11 protein-coding genes and 4 pseudogenes are annotated in these 19631 nt (G+C 68.1%); 10 read left to right on the forward strand and 5 right to left on the reverse strand.

What is annotated here, in order from left to right:
• The first annotated feature begins 24 nt into the window (after nucleotides 1-24).
• Entirely contained in the window at nucleotides 25-723 is a 699-nt protein-coding gene (locus tag DL544_RS15255) for an RNA pseudouridine synthase (RefSeq protein ID WP_065185471.1), read from the forward strand.
• A gap of 164 nt (nucleotides 724-887) precedes the next feature.
• A pseudogene (locus DL544_RS15260) lies at nucleotides 888-2443 on the forward strand (phospholipase D family protein).
• Nucleotides 2444-2446: 3 nt separating this feature from the next.
• Here DL544_RS15260 and DL544_RS15265 read toward each other — a convergent pair.
• Nucleotides 2447-3523 (reverse strand): annotated as a pseudogene (locus DL544_RS15265) (HDOD domain-containing protein).
• Nucleotides 3524-3800: 277 nt separating this feature from the next.
• Between DL544_RS15265 and DL544_RS15270 the strand changes: the two are divergent.
• On the forward strand, nucleotides 3801-4898 hold the full coding sequence (locus DL544_RS15270) for a Glu/Leu/Phe/Val dehydrogenase dimerization domain-containing protein (RefSeq protein WP_072169099.1): 1098 nt from the start codon (nucleotides 3801-3803) through the stop codon (nucleotides 4896-4898).
• 47 nt (nucleotides 4899-4945) lie between these two features.
• Here DL544_RS15270 and DL544_RS15275 read toward each other — a convergent pair whose 3' ends face one another.
• A complete protein-coding gene (locus tag DL544_RS15275) occupies nucleotides 4946-7789 on the reverse strand; it encodes an autotransporter serine protease (protein WP_139727472.1) in 2844 nt (947 codons plus the stop codon).
• A gap of 182 nt (nucleotides 7790-7971) precedes the next feature.
• Between DL544_RS15275 and DL544_RS15280 the strand changes: the two are divergent.
• The 3 genes and pseudogenes from DL544_RS15280 (at nucleotide 7972) to DL544_RS15290 (ending at nucleotide 10177) form a co-directional block, all read left to right on the forward strand.
• Nucleotides 7972-9146 (forward strand): annotated as a pseudogene (locus DL544_RS15280) (thiolase family protein).
• A gap of 124 nt (nucleotides 9147-9270) precedes the next feature.
• On the forward strand, nucleotides 9271-9612 hold the full coding sequence (locus DL544_RS15285; protein WP_005418203.1) for a hypothetical protein: 342 nt from the start codon (nucleotides 9271-9273) through the stop codon (nucleotides 9610-9612).
• A gap of 154 nt (nucleotides 9613-9766) precedes the next feature.
• Entirely contained in the window at nucleotides 9767-10177 is a 411-nt protein-coding gene (locus tag DL544_RS15290) for a hypothetical protein (protein ID WP_005418205.1), read from the forward strand.
• A gap of 180 nt (nucleotides 10178-10357) precedes the next feature.
• On the opposite strand, the gene DL544_RS15295 is transcribed toward DL544_RS15290, so the two are convergent.
• A complete protein-coding gene (locus DL544_RS15295; RefSeq protein WP_139727475.1) occupies nucleotides 10358-11995 on the reverse strand; it encodes an acyl-CoA dehydrogenase family protein in 1638 nt (545 codons plus the stop codon).
• 113 nt (nucleotides 11996-12108) lie between these two features.
• Here DL544_RS15295 and DL544_RS15300 point away from each other — a divergent pair, with 113 nt between their 5' ends.
• From DL544_RS15300 to pdeM, 4 genes and pseudogenes are all read left to right on the forward strand, one after another.
• Entirely contained in the window at nucleotides 12109-13107 is a 999-nt protein-coding gene (locus DL544_RS15300) for a ligase-associated DNA damage response exonuclease (protein ID WP_005418210.1), read from the forward strand.
• The gene (locus DL544_RS15305) at nucleotides 13104-14711 is read left to right on the forward strand and encodes an ATP-dependent DNA ligase (RefSeq protein ID WP_139727476.1); all 1608 of its coding nucleotides are present in this window, start codon (nucleotides 13104-13106) and stop codon (nucleotides 14709-14711) included. The genes DL544_RS15300 and DL544_RS15305 overlap by 4 nt, the downstream gene beginning before the upstream one ends.
• Nucleotides 14708-17166 (forward strand): annotated as a pseudogene (locus DL544_RS15310) (ligase-associated DNA damage response DEXH box helicase). The gene DL544_RS15305 and the pseudogene DL544_RS15310 overlap by 4 nt, the downstream one beginning before the upstream one ends.
• The gene (gene pdeM, locus DL544_RS15315; RefSeq protein ID WP_061479805.1) at nucleotides 17156-17797 is read left to right on the forward strand and encodes a ligase-associated DNA damage response endonuclease PdeM; all 642 of its coding nucleotides are present in this window, start codon (nucleotides 17156-17158) and stop codon (nucleotides 17795-17797) included. Before DL544_RS15310 ends, pdeM begins: the two are co-directional and overlap by 11 nt.
• Nucleotide 17798: 1 nt before the next feature.
• Here the strand turns inward: pdeM and DL544_RS15320 are convergent, their stop codons facing one another.
• Both DL544_RS15320 and DL544_RS15325 read right to left on the reverse strand, forming a co-directional pair.
• Nucleotides 17799-18068 (reverse strand): hypothetical protein, encoded by a 270-nt coding sequence (locus DL544_RS15320; RefSeq protein ID WP_053500349.1) that lies wholly within the window; start codon nucleotides 18066-18068, stop codon nucleotides 17799-17801.
• 180 nt (nucleotides 18069-18248) lie between these two features.
• Nucleotides 18249-19517: an FAD-dependent oxidoreductase gene (locus DL544_RS15325; protein WP_139727478.1), complete on the reverse strand. Its 1269-nt coding sequence runs from the start codon at nucleotides 19515-19517 to the stop codon at nucleotides 18249-18251.
• Nucleotides 19518-19631 lie beyond the last annotated feature (114 nt).

Here is a 19631-nt window from a genome sequence, read left to right on the forward strand (position 1 = left end):
CGCCCCCTGCCCGACCTGCCCGCCATGGAACCGATCCGTCTCGACAAACGCCTGTCCGCCCTGCTCGGCATCCCCCGCGGCGAAGCGCGGCGCTATATCGAAGGCGGCTGGGTAACGGTCGACGGCGAAGTGGTGGAACAGCCACAGCGCCCGGTCGATGACAGCGTGGTGATCGTCGTGGCCGAGCAGGCCAGTGATGAAAAGGCCGAGCGGGTCAGCATGCTGCTGCACAAGCCGGCCGGCGTTGCTGCTGAGACCCTGTGTGCGCTGGTCAGCAGTGACAGCCGCAGCGAACTTGATGCCAGCGACATCCGTCCGTTGCAGCGCCATTTCCACGGCCTGCAGCTGGCCGCTGCACTTCCGGCCAGCGACAGCGGCCTGGTGGTGGTCAGCCAGGATCCGGCCACGCTGGCCCATCTACAGCGCAATCTGGGCCGCACCGAACAGGAATACCTGATCGAAGTGGCCGAAGGCGGCCCCGAGCGAGGACCGTGGCTGCTGGCGCGGCTGCAGCAGGAATCCGGCGGCGCGAAGGTCAGCTGGCAAAGCGAGCAGCGCCTGCGCTTTGCCGGCAAGGGGCTGACCGCCAAGGGGCTGCGCGTGTCGGTGACCGCCGCCGGGCTGCAGGTGCTGGCCGTGCGCCGACTGCGCATCGGCCGCGTGGCATTGGGGCCGCTGCCGCCGGCGCAGTGGCGTTACCTGGGCAGCGACGAGCGGTTCTGAGGCCTGCGGGTCAGGGCCCTTTCCTGCAGAAACGGGTCCGCCCCCATCCGTGACGCCCGCGGGGTCGGATCCCTTGCCGAAGTCAAGGGCGCTGACGCCCTATCGATCCTGCAGGCATTCCTTCACGCAGGGCGTGGATCTACCATCGAGGCATGAGCCTGCCCATGCCCCTGTGGCGACGCCTGTTGCGCGTCGCTGCAATCATCCTCGCCGCGCTGTTGCTGCTGGTCCTGTCCGGGCTGCTGCTGGCCGACCATCTCACGCCACAGGCACAGGGCGCGCCCTCGCATGTACTGCCATTGCAGCCGGCGCAGACCCGCATCGACCAGCAGATCGTGCCGCTGCAGGACGCGCATCCCGGGCAATCAGGCGTAGCGTTCCTCAGTGATGGCATGGATGCCTTCGCCGCGCGCGCGATGATCACCGCGCACGCTGGCCGCAGCCTGGACCTGCAGTACTACATCTGGCACGACGACCTGATCGGCCACCTGATGGCCAAGGCGCTGCATGACGCCGCCGAGCGCGGTGTGCGCGTGCGCATCCTGCTCGATGACATGAACGCCAAGGACAAGGACGCGCTGATGATGGCGCTGGACCGGCACCCCAACATTGAAATCCGCCTCTACAACCCGTTCCGCAACCGGACCGGCATCCTGCGCGTGGTGGAGATGGTGCAACGCTTCTTCAGCGTGAACCACCGCATGCACAACAAGAGCTGGATCGCCGATGGCCGCGTCGCGATCGTCGGCGGCCGCAACATCGGCGAGGAGTACTTCAGCGCGCGCACCGATGTGAACTTCCAGGATCTGGACCTGCTGGTCGCCGGCCCTGCCGTGGAGCAGGCCAACCGGATCTTCGACGACTACTGGAACAGCGAGGCCGCCATTCCGGTATCCGCGCTTGCCTTCCATACCGATGCACAGCTGCGCCTGCTGGTGCGCGAATCGGATCATGAGGCGCAGCGGGACGTGGCCCGGCCCTACCTTGCGCGCGTGACCGAATCGCGCCAGCGGCAACGCCCGAGTCCCGAGCCATTGCACTGGAGCAGTGCAGTGCGCATCGTCTCGGACCCGCCGATGAAGCATCGCAGGGATGATCGCGCTGCCTGGCTGGTGTCGACCCTGATCAGCGAGCTGCAGGCCGCCCGGCACAAAACGTTGTTGATCTCACCCTACTTCGTGCCAGGCAACGAAGGCCTGGATGGCTTTTCGGCCATGGCCGGGCGGGGCGTGCAGGTCGGCGTGGTGACCAACTCACTGGCTGCCAACGACGTCGCCGCCGTGCACGGCGGCTACATGAGCTACCGCGTGCCGTTGCTCGAAGCGGGCGTCCACCTGTACGAACTGAAGGCGCAGGGGCAGTCCGGCGATGCCGGCATGTTCGGCAGCAGCGGCGCGAGCCTGCACACCAAGGCGTTCGTGGTCGACGACCGCCGCGGCTTCGTCGGCTCGTTCAACCTCGACCCTCGCTCGGCCTACCTCAACACCGAAATGGGCGTACTGTTCGACGACCCGGTGCTGGGGCGCAGCTGCGCGATGAGTACCTGCGCCTGGCGGACCCCAGGCACAGCTGGTGGCTGGCGCTGGACGACCGAGGCCGGCTACGCTGGCTGGAGCGTGAACCGCCACCGCACTGGGTGGAGGCCGAACCCGGCGCGAGCCTGGGCAAGCGCTGGACCGCGCGGGCCATCAGCTGGCTGCCGGTCGAATCGCAGCTGTAGTACTCAGGCCGCCGGGCCGGCCTGGTCCTGTCCGGCATCATCCAGCGTTTCCACGCTGCGCCCATGCAGGCGCCGCCAGATCCAGCGCAATGCATGCGGCGGGGCTGAAGGCAGCTGCTCCAGCAGCGCCAGCATGCGGCTCTGGCTGGCATGCCCATGGCGGCACAACAGGCTGGCCGCTGCGGCGGCGCTGGCCAGGCGCAGGCTGTCGGCCAGCGCCCCTTCTGCATCCACCGCCAGGGCCTGGTGAACCGGCTCAGGCAGCTCCCATGCGGCGGCGACCCGCTGCGCCAACGGCAACGACCACTGCTGCAACATCTGCAGGGCCAACGCCGGCTCCACGGCCTCGCCGCGGGCCTGCGCTTCCTGCAGCAGCTGGCGCATTACCAGTGACGCGCCCAGTCCCTGCACCAGGCCCAGCCACTACGCGGCGAAAGCATCACCGAAGGTAACCGTGCGTGCGTGGTCTGCAGCCGCGCGCGAGGCCAGCAATGCGTGCTCCCAGATGATCGTGCTGAACTGCGGGAACACTTCGCACTGCACCTGCATCACCGGCTGCACCAGTACCGCGCTGATGATCTGCCGCACGCCGTCGGTACCCACCAGTGTCACCGCCCGCTGCAGGCTTTCGACCGGGCGCTCATGCACCTTGTAGGCCGGGCTGTTGGCGATGCGCAGCAGGTTGCCGGTCAGTACCGGGTCCTGACCGATGATCGCGGCCATCACCCGCGCTGAGGCGGCATCGTCGTTGACGGTCTGGATCAGCTGCGGCAGCAGTTGCGGCCGGCGGGGCAGCTGCTTGGCCGCCCAGTTGCGGTCCTGCAGCGCGCGCGCCACCGCCTCGCCCAGCGCTGCGGCCTGCACGGGCGTGGATTCACCGGCCAGACGCGGGTACAGGGCCAGCGCATGCAGGCCACGTTGCAGATGTGCAGCGATCTCGGCCGGGGGCAGCGCCTCGCCCTGCAGGCTCGCCGCTGCGGCGGCCACCGCCTGGCGGGACGCAGCAACCAGCCGCGACGGTGCCGCCCCGGTCGAACGCGCCAGCCAGCCGCGCAGCGATCGCCACCAGGCCGCTGTCATCGCCGCCCGCCCTGTCGTTGCAATGTCCTTGCCGTCACTGACCGCCCGCCTCTTCACGCCAATCCGGCCACCCGCCGTCGTCGCAGCATCGGCCGCACTTTCATCTTCTTTAACCGGAAGGCATGCGATGTCGACGGCACCGGCCAGGGGAATGGACTAGAATGGCGCCGCGCGACCCGTCCCCCAGCCATGACGACGTCGCTTTTTTTGTTTTGGGACCCTACCGTTCACTGGCCGTTCGCTGCAGTTCGCCGCTGATCGCGCCATCGGAGACGCCATGCTATTCGAAACCCTCGCCACCACCGGCCACGAACAAGTGGTGTTCTGCCACAACCACGATGCCGGCCTGCAGGCGATCATCGCCATCCACAACACCACCCTGGGCCCGGCCCTGGGTGGCGTGCGCATGCGTCCGTATGCCAGCACCGACGAGGCGCTGGCCGACGTGCTGCGGCTGAGCCGGACGATGACCTACAAGAATGCGCTGGCCGGCCTCAACGTCGGTGGTGGCAAGGCAGTGATCATCGGCGACCCGAAGGTGGACAAGACTGAAGTACTGTTCCGCGCCTTCGGCCGTTATGTCGACTCGCTGGGAGGGCGCTACATCACCGCCGAGGACGTCGGTACCGACGTCAACGACATGGAGAACATCTACCTGGAGAGCCAGTTCGTGACCGGCGTGCACCAGGTCCATGGCGGCTCCGGCGATCCGGCCCCGTTCACCGCCTACGGTGCGCTGCAGGCGCTGATGGCGGCGATGCGCTTCAAGTTCGGCCATGAGGAAGTGGGCAAGACCAGCATCGCAGTGCAGGGCCTCGGCCACATCGGCATGGAGCTGGTCAAGCTGCTGCGCGATCGCGGCGCCAAACTGTATGTCACCGACCTGGACAGCGCGCTGGTTGATCGCGCGGTCAGCGATTTCGGCGCCGAAGCGGTCAAGCCGGACGAGATCCACGAAGTGAACGCCGATGTGTTCGCACCGTGCGCGCTGGAAGGCGCGATCAACGCCGACACCCTGCCGCGGATCAAGGCGAAGATCATCTGCGGTACCGCCAACAACCAGCTGTCGAGCCTGGAAATCGGCGATGAACTGCATGCGCGCGGCGTCCTGTATGCACCTGACTACGCGGTCAACGCGGGCGGCGTGATGAACGTGTCGCTGGAGATTGATGGCTACAACCGCGAACGCGCGATGCGCCTGATCCGCAGCATCTACCACAACCTCACCCGCATCTTCGAACTGTCGCAACGCGAGAACATCGCGCCGCAGCGGGCAGCCGACCGCATCGCCGAAAGCCGTATCCTGTCGATCGGCAAGCTGAAGATGCCGCTGGGTCGCAGCACCCCGCGCCTGGGCAACCTGCGCGGCGGCTGAGCCTGCCGATGTCGCGCCGGGCCTTTCGACCCGGCGCGACCGCCCGTTCAGAACCCGGTGCTGTAGCGCAACGCCGCCTGCCGCGCGCCTTCGCCGCCGACGCGCTGGTCGAAGCCCAGGCTCAGGCGGCCGTTGCGGCCCCACCACGACTCCAGCGCCACGCCGAACAGCGCACTGCCGCGCGGCGCGTTCCAGCTCGCCAGTGGCGCCCATGCATCAACGCCGACGAAACTGGCCTGCCAGTCCGCATCGGCACCATCGAGCCGCTGCTGCCATTCGGCATGCCCGCGCAGGGTCCAGCGCCCCCAGCCACGTTCGCCGCGGATACCGGCCAGCATCTGGCTGCGCTGTACGCGGTTGGCATCGCCACGCAGGCCGAAGCCGAACCCGCCCAGTTCGTTGAAGGCATCGGTATCCACGCGCGTGCTGCTGGCGCCCACGTAGGGTGTGAACGACGCACCCGCGCGGCCGAAACGATAGCCGCCTTCGACACTGGCACTGCTGAAACGTCCGCCGTAACGTGCAGAGACACCGTAGGCGCCGGCGCCCAGCAGCAACTGGCGATCCAGCGCCCGGGTGAACTGGCCGCTGCCGACCTGCGCCAGCGCATAGCCCCGGCCCAGGTTCCAGCCGGCATACAGCTGCGCCTGCGCCTGGCGATCACGCCCACGATCACCACCGACGCTGCTGCCACCATTGCTGCGGGTTTCGCCAAAGGCCACGCCCATCAGCCCATTGCTGCCCAGTGGCAGGTCCTGGCCGGCCATCCAACCGCGGCTGTCGGCGGCATTGCCGGCGAAACTGCCCTGCCCGGCTTCGCCGAGCGCGCTCTGCCAGGCCCCGCGCAGGCGCGGCGCCGCCTGCACGCGATCAAAGCGCTCGGCGATCGCGCGGCGTGACATGTCGATGCTGTCGAAGGTGGCCGACTCGGCCCGCGCATGCGCCTGTCCGGACAGGCTCTGCAAACTGGCCTCGAGGCCTTTGCTGCCACCGCCGGTCCACTGCAGCGCACCGGCGGCCGTACCGAAGGCCGAGCCCTGCAGCGTCGTATCGCCATCAAGCGCGCTGAACGCACTGTCCACGCGTTGCGCAGCCGACTGCGCCGAGGCCGTGAGCCCGGTCGCGGCCGCCGTGACGCTGACCTGGGTCAGGTTCAACCAAGCGTTGTTGCTGTCATATCCATAGCTGCTCTGCAGCAGCGACAGGCCCTGCAGGCCGCTGGAGGTGGCCGGGCTGCTGAAGGTACCGCTGAGGCCGGCGGCGGCGTGGATCAGGTCCTGGCGGCTGCCGTTCTGCGGCACATAGCCGGAGACGAAGCCGTGCACGCGCACGCCCCCGTCGATCGTGGCGTTGCCGGTGACCTGCAGCGCATTGGCACCGAGCGCGATCATCAGCTGCGCGCCGGCCTGCTGGGTGTAGTTGCCCTCGATGGTGCCGGTGGTGTTGCCGGTGGTCAGGAACACGCTGCTGCCGTTGACCACATTGCCGATCACGCGCGGCGTACCGCCATTGAACTGCAGGCCGGTCGAATCCGGATCGGGCTGCGCCAGGATCGTCACGTTGGAGCGGATCACGCTGCCGTTCTGCAGTGACAGGATGCCGCGCTCGATGCGGGTGGCACCGCTGTAGCTGTTGTTGCCCCCCAGCACCAGGGTTCCCCCGCCCTGCTTGACCAAGCCACCGCTGCCGACGATGTCATTGCTCCACAGCGAGCCACTCGATGGCGCATCGACATTGGCCACCACATCGCCCCAGTCGAAGCGCTCCGGCCCCTTGATCGCCCGCGAGATGTCGAGCAGGCCGTAGCCGAACACCGCATCCACGCCGGGCGCACCGATGTCCTTGGCGGTGCCCAGCAGGGTCTGCCGCACCAGGTCGTTGTCGAAGTACGGGTAGCGCTGCCAGACCAGGGCGGCGGCGCCGGAAATCAGCGGGGCGGCGAAGGACGTGCCGTAGTTCCAGTAATAGCTGCCGCCGTTGGCATCGGGATAGACCGCGCTGCCCGGCGCCGCCAGGCAGTAGCGCGCGGCTTGGCCGCAGGCATTGGCGTAGCTGGCCAGCGTGCCCGGTGCATACGGATCCACCGCAGTGGCCACCAGCCAGCCGCGCTCCAGATCGGCCGCCGGCAGCGAGCCGGCAACGCCCAGCTGGCTGGGCAGCGCGGCCAGGCTGCTCGGCTCGGGACGCGCATCGTTGCCGGCCGCGAACACCACCAGGCCGCCATGGTTGATGACGAACGGCCGGTACTCGGCCGCCACCTGCGCGGTGGTCGGCAGGTCGGTCCAGTACAGGCCGCCCCACGAATTGTTCATCACCTTCACGTTGTAGCTGATCAGGTCCTGGTGGACCTGCGCCACGCCCAATGGGCCGCTGAAGGAATTGCCCTTGCCGCTGCCGTCATCGACGGGCGGCTTGTCGGCGATGATCCGCGCCGAAACGATCTGTGCGCCGGGGGCGATGCCGCCCGGCCAGGATCCCACCGAAGCACCCGCGGCCAGGCTGGCCACCGCCGTGCCGTGGCCCACCACGTCGTCCACCTGCAGGTTGTTGCGGGCGGGGTCGATGTAGTTGAGGTTGGCGACCACGCGCCCGTTCAGCGCCACTGCGTTGCGCTGCACGCCCGAATCGACGATGCCGATGCGCACCCCCTGCCCGGTCAGGCCGGCGGCCTGTGCGGCACGCGCATTGGTCACGGACAGGTGCGCGTCGAAGGCCGGCTCCTGCGGCTTGGCCGGAGGCGGTGTGGTCGGCGGGGGCGTGGTCGGGGGCGTCGGGGTGGTCGGGGGTGGATCGATGCGGACATTGCCGCCGCCTCCGCCGCCACCACATGCCGTCAATGCCATCGCCAGCGCCGACGCCAGCGCCGACCTCACCATCATCGTGCGTTCCATCGATTCCTTCCCATGAACGTTGGCCTGCCTACATCCCGGCAGGCATGCGGTGCCGCCCAGCGGCGGCCCTCCCCGACCCTCTATACTTGGGTCGACCCCCACGCAGTCTGCCGGGAAATCGCGGCGCTTCCAACGTCCTCGGTCTCCTTTCCGAACATTGCTTACGCATCAACGAGATTGCCATGTCCAACATCGTCATCGCCGCCGCCAAGCGCACCGCCATCGGCTCCTTCCTCGGCCAGTTCAACGGCGTGCCGACCCCGACCCTCGGCGCGGCCGCCATCGCGGCCGCCCTGGAACAATCGGGCGTGCCGGCCAGCGACGTCTCTGAAGTCCTCATGGGCTGCGTGCTGCCGGCCAACCTCGGCCAGGCGCCCGCCCGCCAGGCGGCGATCGCCGCCGGCATTCCGCTGTCGACCGGTGCCACCACCCTCAACAAGGTGTGCGGCTCGGGCATGAAGACCATCATGCTCGGCCATGACCTGATCAAGGCCGGTTCGGCCAGCATCGTGATCGCCGGTGGCATGGAATCGATGTCCAACGCCCCGCACCTGCTGCCCAACTCGCGTACCGGCAACCGCTTCGGCAACTTCCAGGCGATCGACCACATGGCCCACGACGGCCTGGTCAACGCCTACGACGGCAAGGCCATGGGTGAATTCGCCGAATGCGCCGTGGACAAGTACCAGTTCAGCCGCGAGGAACAGGACGCCTACGCGATCGAATCGGTCAAGCGCGCACAGGCCGCACAGGCCAATGGGGCATTCGCCGACGAGATCGTCGCGGTGAAGGTCGCCACCCGCAAGGGTGAGGTCGAGGTCGCCACCGACGAGCAACCCGGCCGCTCCGACATCGCCAAGATCCCGACCCTGCGCCCGGCCTTCAAGAAGGACGGCAGCGTCACCGCCGCCAGCTCCTCCAGCATCTCCGACGGCGCCGCCGCAGTGGTACTGCTGACCGAGGAAGACGCCAACGCACGTGGCATTACCCGCTGGCGCGCATCGTCGGCCACGCCACCCATTCGCAGGAACCAGAATGGTTCACCACCGCCCCGATCGGCGCGATCCACACACTGCTGGCCAAGACCGGATGGTCGCTGGACCAGATCGACCTGTTCGAAATCAATGAGGCCTTCGCCGTGGTGGCGATGGCACCGATGCGTGAACTGGGCATCCCGCACGACAAGCTCAACGTGAATGGCGGGGCCTGCGCACTGGGCCATCCCATCGGTGCCTCCGGTGCACGCCTGGTGGTGACCTTGGTCAACGCCCTGCGCACGCGCGGTGGCAAGCGCGGCATTGCCACCCTGTGCATCGGTGGCGGTGAAGCAACAGCCATCGCCATCGAATTGATTTAAAAAGATTTAACGACGATTTCGCAAAAATGAATGCGGGATCGCTTGACACCCAATCTTGGCTTGTCATCATGTTGTCGGCGCGCAGCATGCGCGTTGCCTAATTCTAACGACGAGGATTTACACAATGAGCATCAACAAGCTGCTGGTCGCGATGTCCCTGGCTCTGGCCCTGGCCGCCTGCTCGAAGCAGGAAGCTGCCCAGGACGCCGCTGCTTCGGCCAACGAAGCCGCCACCGAAGCCCAGGCTGCTGCCGACCAGGCCGCCGCTGCCGGCGCCCAGACCGCCGACGCTGCCCAGCAGGCTGCCAACACCGCCGCCACCGCTGCTGACGCTGCGACCGACGCTGCTGCCAACACCGCTGCTGCCGCGACCGACGCTGCTGCTGGCGAAGCCAAGGACGCTGCCAAGGCTGCCGAAGCTACCGCTGAGCAGGCCAAGGACGCTGCTGAAGAAGCCAAGAAGTAATAACTTCTTTCTTCAGGCTGTTCTGGAAAAGCCGCTGGTTCGCCAGCGGCTTTTTCTTTGGCCTGCTGCCTGCGCGCGCCTCGGATCGCGACCCCGTCTTCACAACGGCATGAATAGGCTGGCGTCCCCATCCATTGCAGTACCGGAGACCGCCATGAAGATTCGCCCGATCACCACCACGCTGCTGGCCGCCTCCCTGCTGCTGGCCCTGGCCGCCTGCAAGGGTCCGGAAGCCGAACAGGCCAAGCAGGACGCGCAGCAGGCCGCCGACAGCGCCGGCGCTGCCGCCCGTGACGCCGTGGACAGGGCCGCCGAAGCCACCCGCAACGCTGCCGACAAGACCGCTGCCGCTTCCGAGCAGGCCGCCGCCGATACCCAGCAGGCACTGGACAAGGCCGCAGACGCCACCGCAAACGCCGCAGACAAGGCCAAGGTTGCGGCCACCGACGCCGCTGCACATGCCAGCGACGCCACTGCGGACGCCGCACAGAAGGTTGCTGACAAGGCCCGTGATGTCGCCAATGACGCCAAGGCCAACGCCGCCAAGGAAGAAGCCAAGCACTAAGGCCTACCGGCAGCCGGGCATCGTCTCGGCGCTACAGGAAAAGCCGCGGCACTGCCGCGGCTTTTCTGCTTTTCGCTCTCTGCTCTTTCTGTTGATTCCGTGCTGGACGCGTACGGAAAGTGTCCAAGGACGCGCGGGTAGGTTGCGCAGGGGCGTAAGCGCCATCGCCGTTGGCCGCCCCTAAGGCAGCGCGCGCGCCAGCATTGCCGACAGATCCACACCCACCGGCAGCGTCCCGAACACCAGCCCATGCTCCCCTTCCAGCCGGCTGCGCACGAACGCTTCAGCCATTGGACTGCCCGCCCGCAACATCAACGCTGCCTGCAACAGCAGCGCAGTGCGCTCGCAGAAAAGCCTCGCCTGCGACTCATCCGGTGCCGGTGCCGCTGCCCAACGCTGCAATGCCGCTGCGTAGCGCGCATCACGATCGGCCACCGCTGCCAGCTCGGCGCGCAGCGCCGCCAGTGCCTCCGGTTCACGTGCCAGCGCGCGCAGTACGTCCAGGCACTGGATGTTGCCACTGCCTTCCCAGATCGAATTCAACGGCGCCTGCCGGTACAGCCGCGGCAGCATCGATTCCTCCACATAGCCTGCGCCGCCGAGGCATTCCTGCGCTTCGTTGACGAAGGCCGGCGCGCGCTTGCACAGCCAGTACTTGCCCAGCGCCGTTCCCACCCGTGCCAGCGCAGCTTCGTTGGCATCCACGGCGGCGCGATCCACCGCGCGTGCGATGCGCATCGAAAGTACCGTGGCCGCTTCCGATTCCAGTGCCAGGTCGGCCAGCACATTGGTCATCAACGGGTGCTCGACCAGCAGCTTGCCGAAGGTGCGGCGATGGCGTGCGTGGTGCAACGCCTGCGCCAACGCCATGCGCATTTCCGCCGCTGCGCCCAGCATGCAATCCAGGCGGGTCATCATCACCATGCCGATGATGGTGGCCACGCCACGCCCCTCCTCGCCCACCCGCCATGCCTGCGCGCCGCAGAACTCGACTTCGCTGGAGGCATTGGCCCAGTCGCCAAGCTTGTCCTTCAACCGCATCAACCGGAATGCGTTGCGGTCACCGTCGGCCAGCCGGCGCGGCATCAGCAGGCAGGTCAGTCCTCCCGGCGCCTGCGCCAGCACCAGGAAGCCATCGCACATCGGTGCGGAAAAGAACCACTTGTGGCCGACAAGGCGATAGCGCTCACCATCGATCGGTTCGGCGCGCGTGCTGTTGGAGCGCACATCCGAGCCGCCCTGCTTCTCGGTCATGCCCATGCCCAGGGTGATGCCGGCCTTGTCAGCCACCGGCACGTCGCGCGCGTCATAGACCGGCGCTGCGGCCTTGCGTGCCCACTCGGCCAGATGCGGCTGCGTGTGCAGCACCGCTACTGCTGCATGGGTCATCGTCAACGGGCAACTGGTGCCGGCCTCGGCCTGGTGGTGCAGGTAGCTCAACACCGCACGCGCGACATGCGCGCCGGGTTGCGGTTCATGCCAGGACAAGCCGGCGACACCGTGCGATTTCGCCGTCTCCATCAACTGGTGATAGGCCGGGTGGAACTCCACCGTATCGATGCGATGACCCTGCGCATCATGCGTGCGCAGGCGTGGGCGATCGCGGTTGGCATCGAAGCCGAGCCGGTACAGCTCGTCGCCGGCCAGCGCGCCATAGACCGCCAGGCGTGGCGCGAAGCCGCCAGCGCCTTCGCGTTGCACGGCTTCCATCAGCGCCACGTCGTCAGTCCACAACTGGCGCCCCGCGAACGGTGGCGGCTGGTTCAACACCACATGGGTTTCGTAGGGCGCGTCGCTGCTGAAGCTTGGTCCACTCATCCGGTCCATCCTGGCGGCAAGAGGTATGCGGCCCGATTGTGCCGCATGACTTGCCAAGCCCGTGTTCAGGCCGGTTCTCACCGTCTGCACGAGCAGCAGGCCACAGTGATCGCATGGCAGCCAACGACGATCTGGTGGTGCTGCGCCCGGAAGGGCTGTACTGCGCCGCCGGCGATTTCCACATTGATCCCTGGCGACCGGTAGCGCGCGCGGTCATCACGCATGGCCACGGGGATCACGCCCGCCCGGGCATGGGCGAGTACCACTGCAGCGAAGGCAGCCTGCCGATCCTGCGCTGGCGCCTGGGCGATGTTCCGGTGCAGGCGCACGTCGAGGGCGTGCCGTTCCGCCTGGGCCGGGTACAGGTATCGCTGCATCCAGCCGGTCACGTCCTGGGATCTTCGCAGGTGCGCATCGACGACGGGCGGCAGGTCTGGGTCGCCTCCGGCGACTACAAGCGGCAGCCTGACCCAACCTGTGCGCCGTTCGAAGTGGTGCCCTGCGATACCTTCATCACCGAAGCCACCTTCGCCCTGCCGATCTACCGCTGGCCGGACACTTCGGCCGTTGCTGCCGAAATCGTGGCTTGGCGCCGCGAATGCGAACAACGCGGCGAGGCTGCGATCCTGCTGTGCTATGCGCTGGGCAAGGCACAGCGGGTGCTGGCAGAGCTGCGGCCACTGGACGATCGGCCGGCCTGGCTGCATGGCGCCATCGCCAATGGCGTGGCGGTGTACCGGCAGGCCGGCGTACCGATGCTGGAGACGCTCACCGTGGCCGAACAGGGCCGCCAGCCCGATGCCGCCGGCCAGTTGATCCTGGCCCCGCCCTCGGCTGCGGGCACGCCCTGGATGCGCCGCTTCGGCCGTCACCAGCTGGGCTTCGCCTCGGGCTGGATGCAACTGCGCGGCAACCGTCGCCGCCGCAACGTCGATCGAGGCTTCGTCATTTCCGACCACGCCGATTGGCCAGCACTGCTTCAGACGATCCAACAGACCGGCGCGCAGCGGGTGATCGCCACCCATGGCAATACCGATGCGTTGATTCCGTTCCTGCGCGAGCGCGGCGTGGCTGCCGAAGCCTTCCGTACCGATTTCGGGAGCGAGGAATGAAGTCCTTCGCAGCGCTCTACCAACGCCTGGACCGCAGCACTGCCACGCTGGACAAGCGCGCAGCGCTGGTCGACTACTTCCGCCAGGCAGGCGCACACGATGCGGCGTGGGCGCTGTACCTGCTCAGTGGTGGCAAGGTGGGCGGCGCGCGCAGGAAGATCGCCGCCAGTGGCGAACTGCGCGCGTGGATCGCCGAGCAATCAGGGTTGCCACCGTGGCTGGTGGAAGACAGCTATGCGCAGGTGGGTGACCTGGCCGAAACGCTGACCCTGCTGTTGGACGACCCACCACACCCTTCGCCTGACCGGCCCCTGGCCGAATGGATCGAACAGCACCTGCTGGCGGTCGCCAACCAACCCGAGGCGGTGCGTCGCGCGGCGATCGTCGCCGGCTGGCAGCAACTGTGCAGCGGCGAACGCCTGGTATTCAACAAGCTGCTGACCGGCGCCCTGCGCATTGGCGTGTCGCAGCGACTGGTGCAGCAGGCGCTGGCCGAGTGGTCCGGCCTGGACATCGCACGCATCGCCCAGCGCATGCTGGGCGAGTGGGTGCCCTCGCCCGGGCTGCTGACCCAGCTGCTGTCGCCGGATGAGCTGCCGCTGGACCGGCAGCAGCCCTATCCGTTCTTCCTGGCCTCGCCACTGGAGGGATCCCCTGCCGAACGACTCGGCCCGATCGATGACTGGCTGCTGGAATGGAAGTGGGATGGCATCCGCCTGCAGCTGCTGCGCCGGCGCGGCGAGGTCGCCTTGTGGTCACGCGGCGAAGAGCGGCTGGATGGCCGCTTCCCCGAGATCGAACAGGCAGCGATGGCGCTTCCCGATGGCTGCGTGCTGGACGGCGAGCTGCTGGCCTGGGACGAAGCCGCGGACCTGCCGCGTGCCTTCACTGCGCTGCAGACGCGCATCCAGCGCCGAAAACCCGGTGCGGCCACCCTGCGCAACACGCCGGTGCGGGTGCTCGCCTATGACCTGCTTGAACTCGATGGCGTAGACCTGCGCGAACGTCCGCTGCAGCAGCGGCGCGCGCGTCTCGCCGAGGTCGTCGGTGCACTGAACGATGCACGGATCCAGCTCTCACCGGGCGTTGACGCCGACGACTGGCTCCAGGCGGCGGCAATGCGCGACGTGGCACGCGAACGCGGCGTGGAAGGACTGATGCTGAAACGGCATGCCTCGCCCTACCAGGCCGGGCGCCGCCGCGGTGACTGGTGGAAATGGAAGGTCGATCCGCTCACCATCGATGCGGTGCTCCTGTACGCGCAGGCCGGCCATGGGCGGCGCAGCACGCTGTACACCGACTACACCTTCGGCGTCTGGGACGGCGACACGCTGGTACCGGTCGCCAAGGCCTATTCGGGCCTGGATGACAAGGAAATCCTCGCGCTTGATCGCTGGATCCGCGCCAACACCCGCGAGCGCTTCGGCCCGGTGCGCAGCGTTCGCGCCGAACACGTCTTCGAGCTGGGCTTCGAGGCAGTCAACCGCAGCAGCCGGCACAAGTCGGGCATCGCCGTGCGTTTTCCGCGCATCCTGCGCTGGCGCCACGACAAGCCCGCCAGCGAAGCCGATCAGTTGGCCACGCTGCAGGCGTTGGCACGATGAACCGCAGCCAGGCACTGCGCCGGCTGGAAGACTGGTTCGCGTCCAGAGGCTGGCGCTCACTGCCGTTCCAGCGCGCGATGTGGCGTCACTATCTCGCCGGCGAATCCGGGCTGCTGCATACACCCACAGGCAGCGGCAAGACACTGGCGATGTTCGGCGGACCGCTGCTGCAGGCCATGATCGACCCGCCACCCTCCCCCGCCGCGCCAGCGCGGTCCGCCCGCTGCAGGTGCTGTGGGTGACCCCCTTGCGCGCGTTGGCCAGCGACACCGCGCGCGCGCTGCAGACCGTGGTCGATGGGCTGGGGCTGGGTTGGCGTGTCGGCCTGCGCAGTGGTGACGCCAGCAACCGCGAGCGGCGCCAGGCGCGCGAGGGCCGCATCGACGTACTGGTGACCACGCCGGAATCACTGGCGCTGCTGCTGAGCTATCCGGATACGCTGCCGCGCATGCAGCGGCTGCGCTGCATGGTGGTGGACGAATGGCACGAACTGCTGGGCAACAAGCGCGGTGTGCTGCTGCAGTTGAACCTGGCAGTGTTGCGCCAGGCCGCGCCTGCATCGCAGCTGTGGGGACTGTCGGCCACGCTGGGCAATCTGGATGAGGCGCGCGATGTACTGCTGCCCGGGCAACCGGATGCACCGATCGTGCAGGGCGTACGCCCTCGCGCAGTGAGCGTGCGCAGCGTGCTGCCGGACCCTGGCGAACATTTCCCCTGGGCCGGGCATCTGGGCCTGGCGCAGCTGCCACGCGTGCTGGATGCACTGATGCAGGCACGCAGCAGCCTGCTGTTCACCAATACGCGCGCGCAAGCTGAATTGTGGCATCAGGCGCTGGCCGCAGTCTGGCCGGAAGAACCGGACACGCTTGCGCTGCACCACGGCTCGCTGGACCCGGTGCTGCGCCAGCAGGTGGAGGATGGCCTGCGCGCGGGCGCGCTGCGCTGCGTGGTTGCCACCTCCAGCCTCGACCTCGGCGTCGACTTCCCCGAGGTTGAGCAGGTACTGCAGCTGGGCAGCCCGAAGGGCGTGGCGCGCCTGCGCCAGCGCGCCGGACGCGCACGGCACCGCCCGGGTGCCAGCGGTTCCATCCTGTGCGTGCCCAGCCATGCGCTGGAACTGGCCGAGTACGCCGCCGTGCGCCGTGCGTTGGCCGGGAACGTGGTCGAAGCGCGCAGGCCGCCGACGCTGCCGCTGGATGTGCTGGCCCAGCATGCGGTCAGCCGCGCCCTGGCGGGCGGCTTCGACAGCGCCGACCTGCTGGCGCAGGTGCGGCGTACCCATGCCTTCGCGTCGCTCGGCGACGACCAGTGGCAGGCCGTGCTCACATTCGTCGTGCAGGGTGGCCAAGCGCTGGCCCAGTACCCCGATTTCCACAAGGTCGTGCGTGATGCCGATGGGTGGTACCGCATGCACGACCGTCGCCAGGCGCTGCGTCATCGGCTGTCGATCGGCACCATCAGCAGCGATGGCAGCGTGCGCGTGCAGTTCCTGCGCGGCGGCAGCCTGGGCGCCGTGGAGGAACAGTTCGCCAGCCGCCTGCGCCGTGGCGACCGCTTCCAGTTCGCCGGGCGCCTGCTGGAGCTGGTGCAGCTGCGCGACATGACTGCCTTCGTCCGGTTGGCACGAGGACGCGGTGAGGGGATCGTGCCGCGCTGGCAGGGCGGCCAGTTGCCGCTGTCGATGCCGCTGGGCCGCGAGCTGGAGTGGGTACTGTCCGGTGCTGACGACAGCGCCGAGTCACGCTGGCTGTCACCCCTGCTGGCACTGCAGCAGCGGTTGTCGGCGCTTCCCGGCCCAGCCCATCTGCTGGTGGAGGATGTGCGTCGTCGCGAAGGCCAGTTCCTGTTCGTCTATCCCTTTGCCGGCCGCCACGTGCATGAGGCGCTGGCCGCCCTGCTGGCGCTGCGCTGTACCCGCCGGCAGCGCAACAGCATCGGCTATGCGGTGAACGATCACGGCCTGGTGCTGGCACCGGCACAGGCCATCGATCTGGATGCGGCGCAATGGCGGGCGCTGTTCTCCACCGATCAGCTGCTGGATGATCTGCGTGCTGCGGTGAACCTGGGCGAGCTGGCGCGTCGCCAGTTCCGCGGCATCGCACGCGTCGCCGGCCTGCTGGTCCCCAGCCTGCCCGGTGGCATGCCACGGGCACTGCGCCAGCTGCAGGCGTCCGCGGGACTGCTCTACGACGTACTGCGCGAGCACGACCCGGATCACCTGCTGCTGGCGCTGGCGGAACAGGAAGTGCTGAATGACAGCCTCGACATGCCGGGGCTGCAACAGGTACTGGCCAGGGTTCGGATGCAGACCCTCTCGGTGCAGCGCCCGGCGTCACTCACGCCGTTGGGTTTCCCGCTGTGGGCCGAACGCCTGCGCGGGCAGTTCAGCAACGAAGACTGGCGTACCCGGGTGCAACGCGCGGCCCAGCAGCTGGAGCGTCGGCATGGCCGATGAACTGCCGCTGCTGCGCGCAGGCGAGCCGCTGGTGCTGCTTGGCGCGCGTGCACTGTACTGGCCCGCGCGGCAGGCACTGCTGCTCGCCGACCTGCACCTGGGCAAGGCCGATGTCTTCCGCCGCGCAGGCATCGCGCTGCCCGGCGGCGGTACCGGCAAGGACCTGCAACGCCTGCAGGGGCTGCTGGACGCGCGTGCCTGCCGCGAGGTGTGGATCCTGGGCGACATCCTGCACGGCCCGGCGCATCGTGCTGCGTGGTACCAGCAATGGCTGGGATGGCGCGAACGCAATGCCGCACTGGACGTGCATGTCCTGCGCGGAAATCATGACCGGCAGCTGCCGCATGCCGAGCTGCAGGTGCAGATCCACGACGAAGTACGGTTGCCACCGTTCCTGCTTCGGCATGAGCCGGTGCCCGATGCGGAGCTGCATGTGATCGCCGGGCATCTGCATCCACAGATCGCTTTGCCTCCGTTGCGGCGGCGCTTCCCCGCATTCTGGCTGCGTGACAGGATGACGCTCCTGCCGGCCTTCTCCGCGTTCACCGCCGGAATCGTTCCTGTTCCCGCTGCCGGCGAACAGATGGTCGCCTGCGTGGACAACGGCCTGGTGGCACTGCCCCTGGCTTGAATCAGGCCGGACGGATATCCAGCTGCGGCATCAGCTGGAACTCAGGCGTGTCCTCTTCCCGTCGCCGCGGCAATGCCTGGATCGCCGCCAGCATCTCCTGCGCGCAGGTGCGGATGCGCGTGTGGTGCTCAGGCGACGCATGACTGATCAGGCTGCCGACATGGAACTCGAACACGTCCTCCAGTACGTCGGGCTGGTCCTCGTGCAGCATCTGCAACAGACCGCGCAGCTTGCAGATTTCCGATTCCAGCTCCTCGACCGCGAACAACATGGCATCCTCCTCTTCGACAACAGGCGGCACATCCGGGCCGCAACAGGCCGCGACGGCAGCGCCTCCCGGGCCACGCGCGATGTTGATCACGGAAAGGAAAACGGGCGACGCGCAATCGCGTGCAACCTACTTCTCGCATATGCGCAGTGAGGCAACCGTTAATTCACGTGACGACGCGTTTCACGCAGTGGCTGTGATCGCGTTGATGCGAGGCACCTGCGCCGCAGTGGCCAGCGCGTCGACGAAAGCCGGATCCAGCGCGAGCGAACCGAACCAGCCATGCTGGGTACCGCTGAGCACACGCAGCATGTGACCACGTCCACCCGGCAGGCGCCCCATCGGGCCGAGCAGCACGTCGCGCGCTTTGGCCCAGGCATCGCGATCGGACTGGAACAGCGGCGTCAGCCAACGGCTCCAGCGCTGGTAGACCGCAACGTGTGCCCTGCGCTGCGCCTGGTAGGCCTGCAATGCCGTGGCACCGCCACCATGCGCGCGCAAGGCATCGCGCAGCGCCAGCGCATCGAGCAGCGCCATGTTCACGCCCTGGCCCAGCTGTGGGCTCATCGCATGCGCGGCATCGCCGGCCAGCACCATGCGGCCGTGATGCCAGCGCGTCATCACTGCGTCGCGGTAGACGGCCCGTGCCAGCTGGCCGGCGTCACGCAGATGCGCGAAGCGTGCACTGGCCTGCGGCCACAGCGCATGCAGTTCGTCCAGCCAGGGCGTCATGCCGTCGGCCTGCCAACGTTCGAAATCGTCGCGTGGCAGGCTCCAGAAAAAGCTCAGGCGCGGCGTGTCATCACCGGGCCGCGTACCGACCGGCAACAGCCCGATCATCTTGCGTGCGGCCACGTAGCGCTGCCGCAGCTCCTGCAGGTGTGGCCAGTCTTCGGCCGGCAACAGGCACCACAGCGCACCCCACGGATACACGCGATCCAGTCCGTTACCGTCTTTGATCGTGCCGCGCAGCGTCGAGGCCGCACCATCGGCGGCCACCACGAGGTCGAACGCACCGTGCAGGCGCCCTTCGCTGTCACGCAGGCGGCCGTGCTCGGCATCCACTGCAGCGATGCTGACGCCGGCATGCAGCTGGCCCGCACCTGCACGCGCATCATCCAGCAACGAGAACAGGGCGCCGCGCTGCATGCCAAGGCCGTGCAGGCGCGCGTCCAGGCCGGCGTAGCGCATGTCCATCACTGCGCGTTCGCACGGCGTATCGCCGTACAGGCGATGCACCGGCGCGGCATGCGCGCGCACGGCGTCAAGCAGGCCCATCTGCCACAGCACCTGCAGGCCGCTGGGCTGCAGCAGGAAACCGGCGCCAACCGGTCCCGGCGTGGGCACACGTTCGAAGATCTCCACCTCGTGGCCATCACGGGAGAGCAGGATGGACAATGCCTGTCCAGCGGTGCCGTAGCCGATCACGGCGATGCGCAGTCGTTCCTTCATGGGCGCATTGTGCCCGAGCACAAATCCGGATGCCCAGCGGGGCCTCCGCCCACGGCAGCGCAATTCTTGTCGCAGGGCAAAAAAAACCCCGCCGGAGCGGGGTTTTCAACGCAC

The sequence above is a fragment of the Stenotrophomonas sp. pho genome (genome assembly GCF_006228405.1).
GTDB lineage: Bacteria > Pseudomonadota > Gammaproteobacteria > Xanthomonadales > Xanthomonadaceae > Stenotrophomonas > Stenotrophomonas sepilia.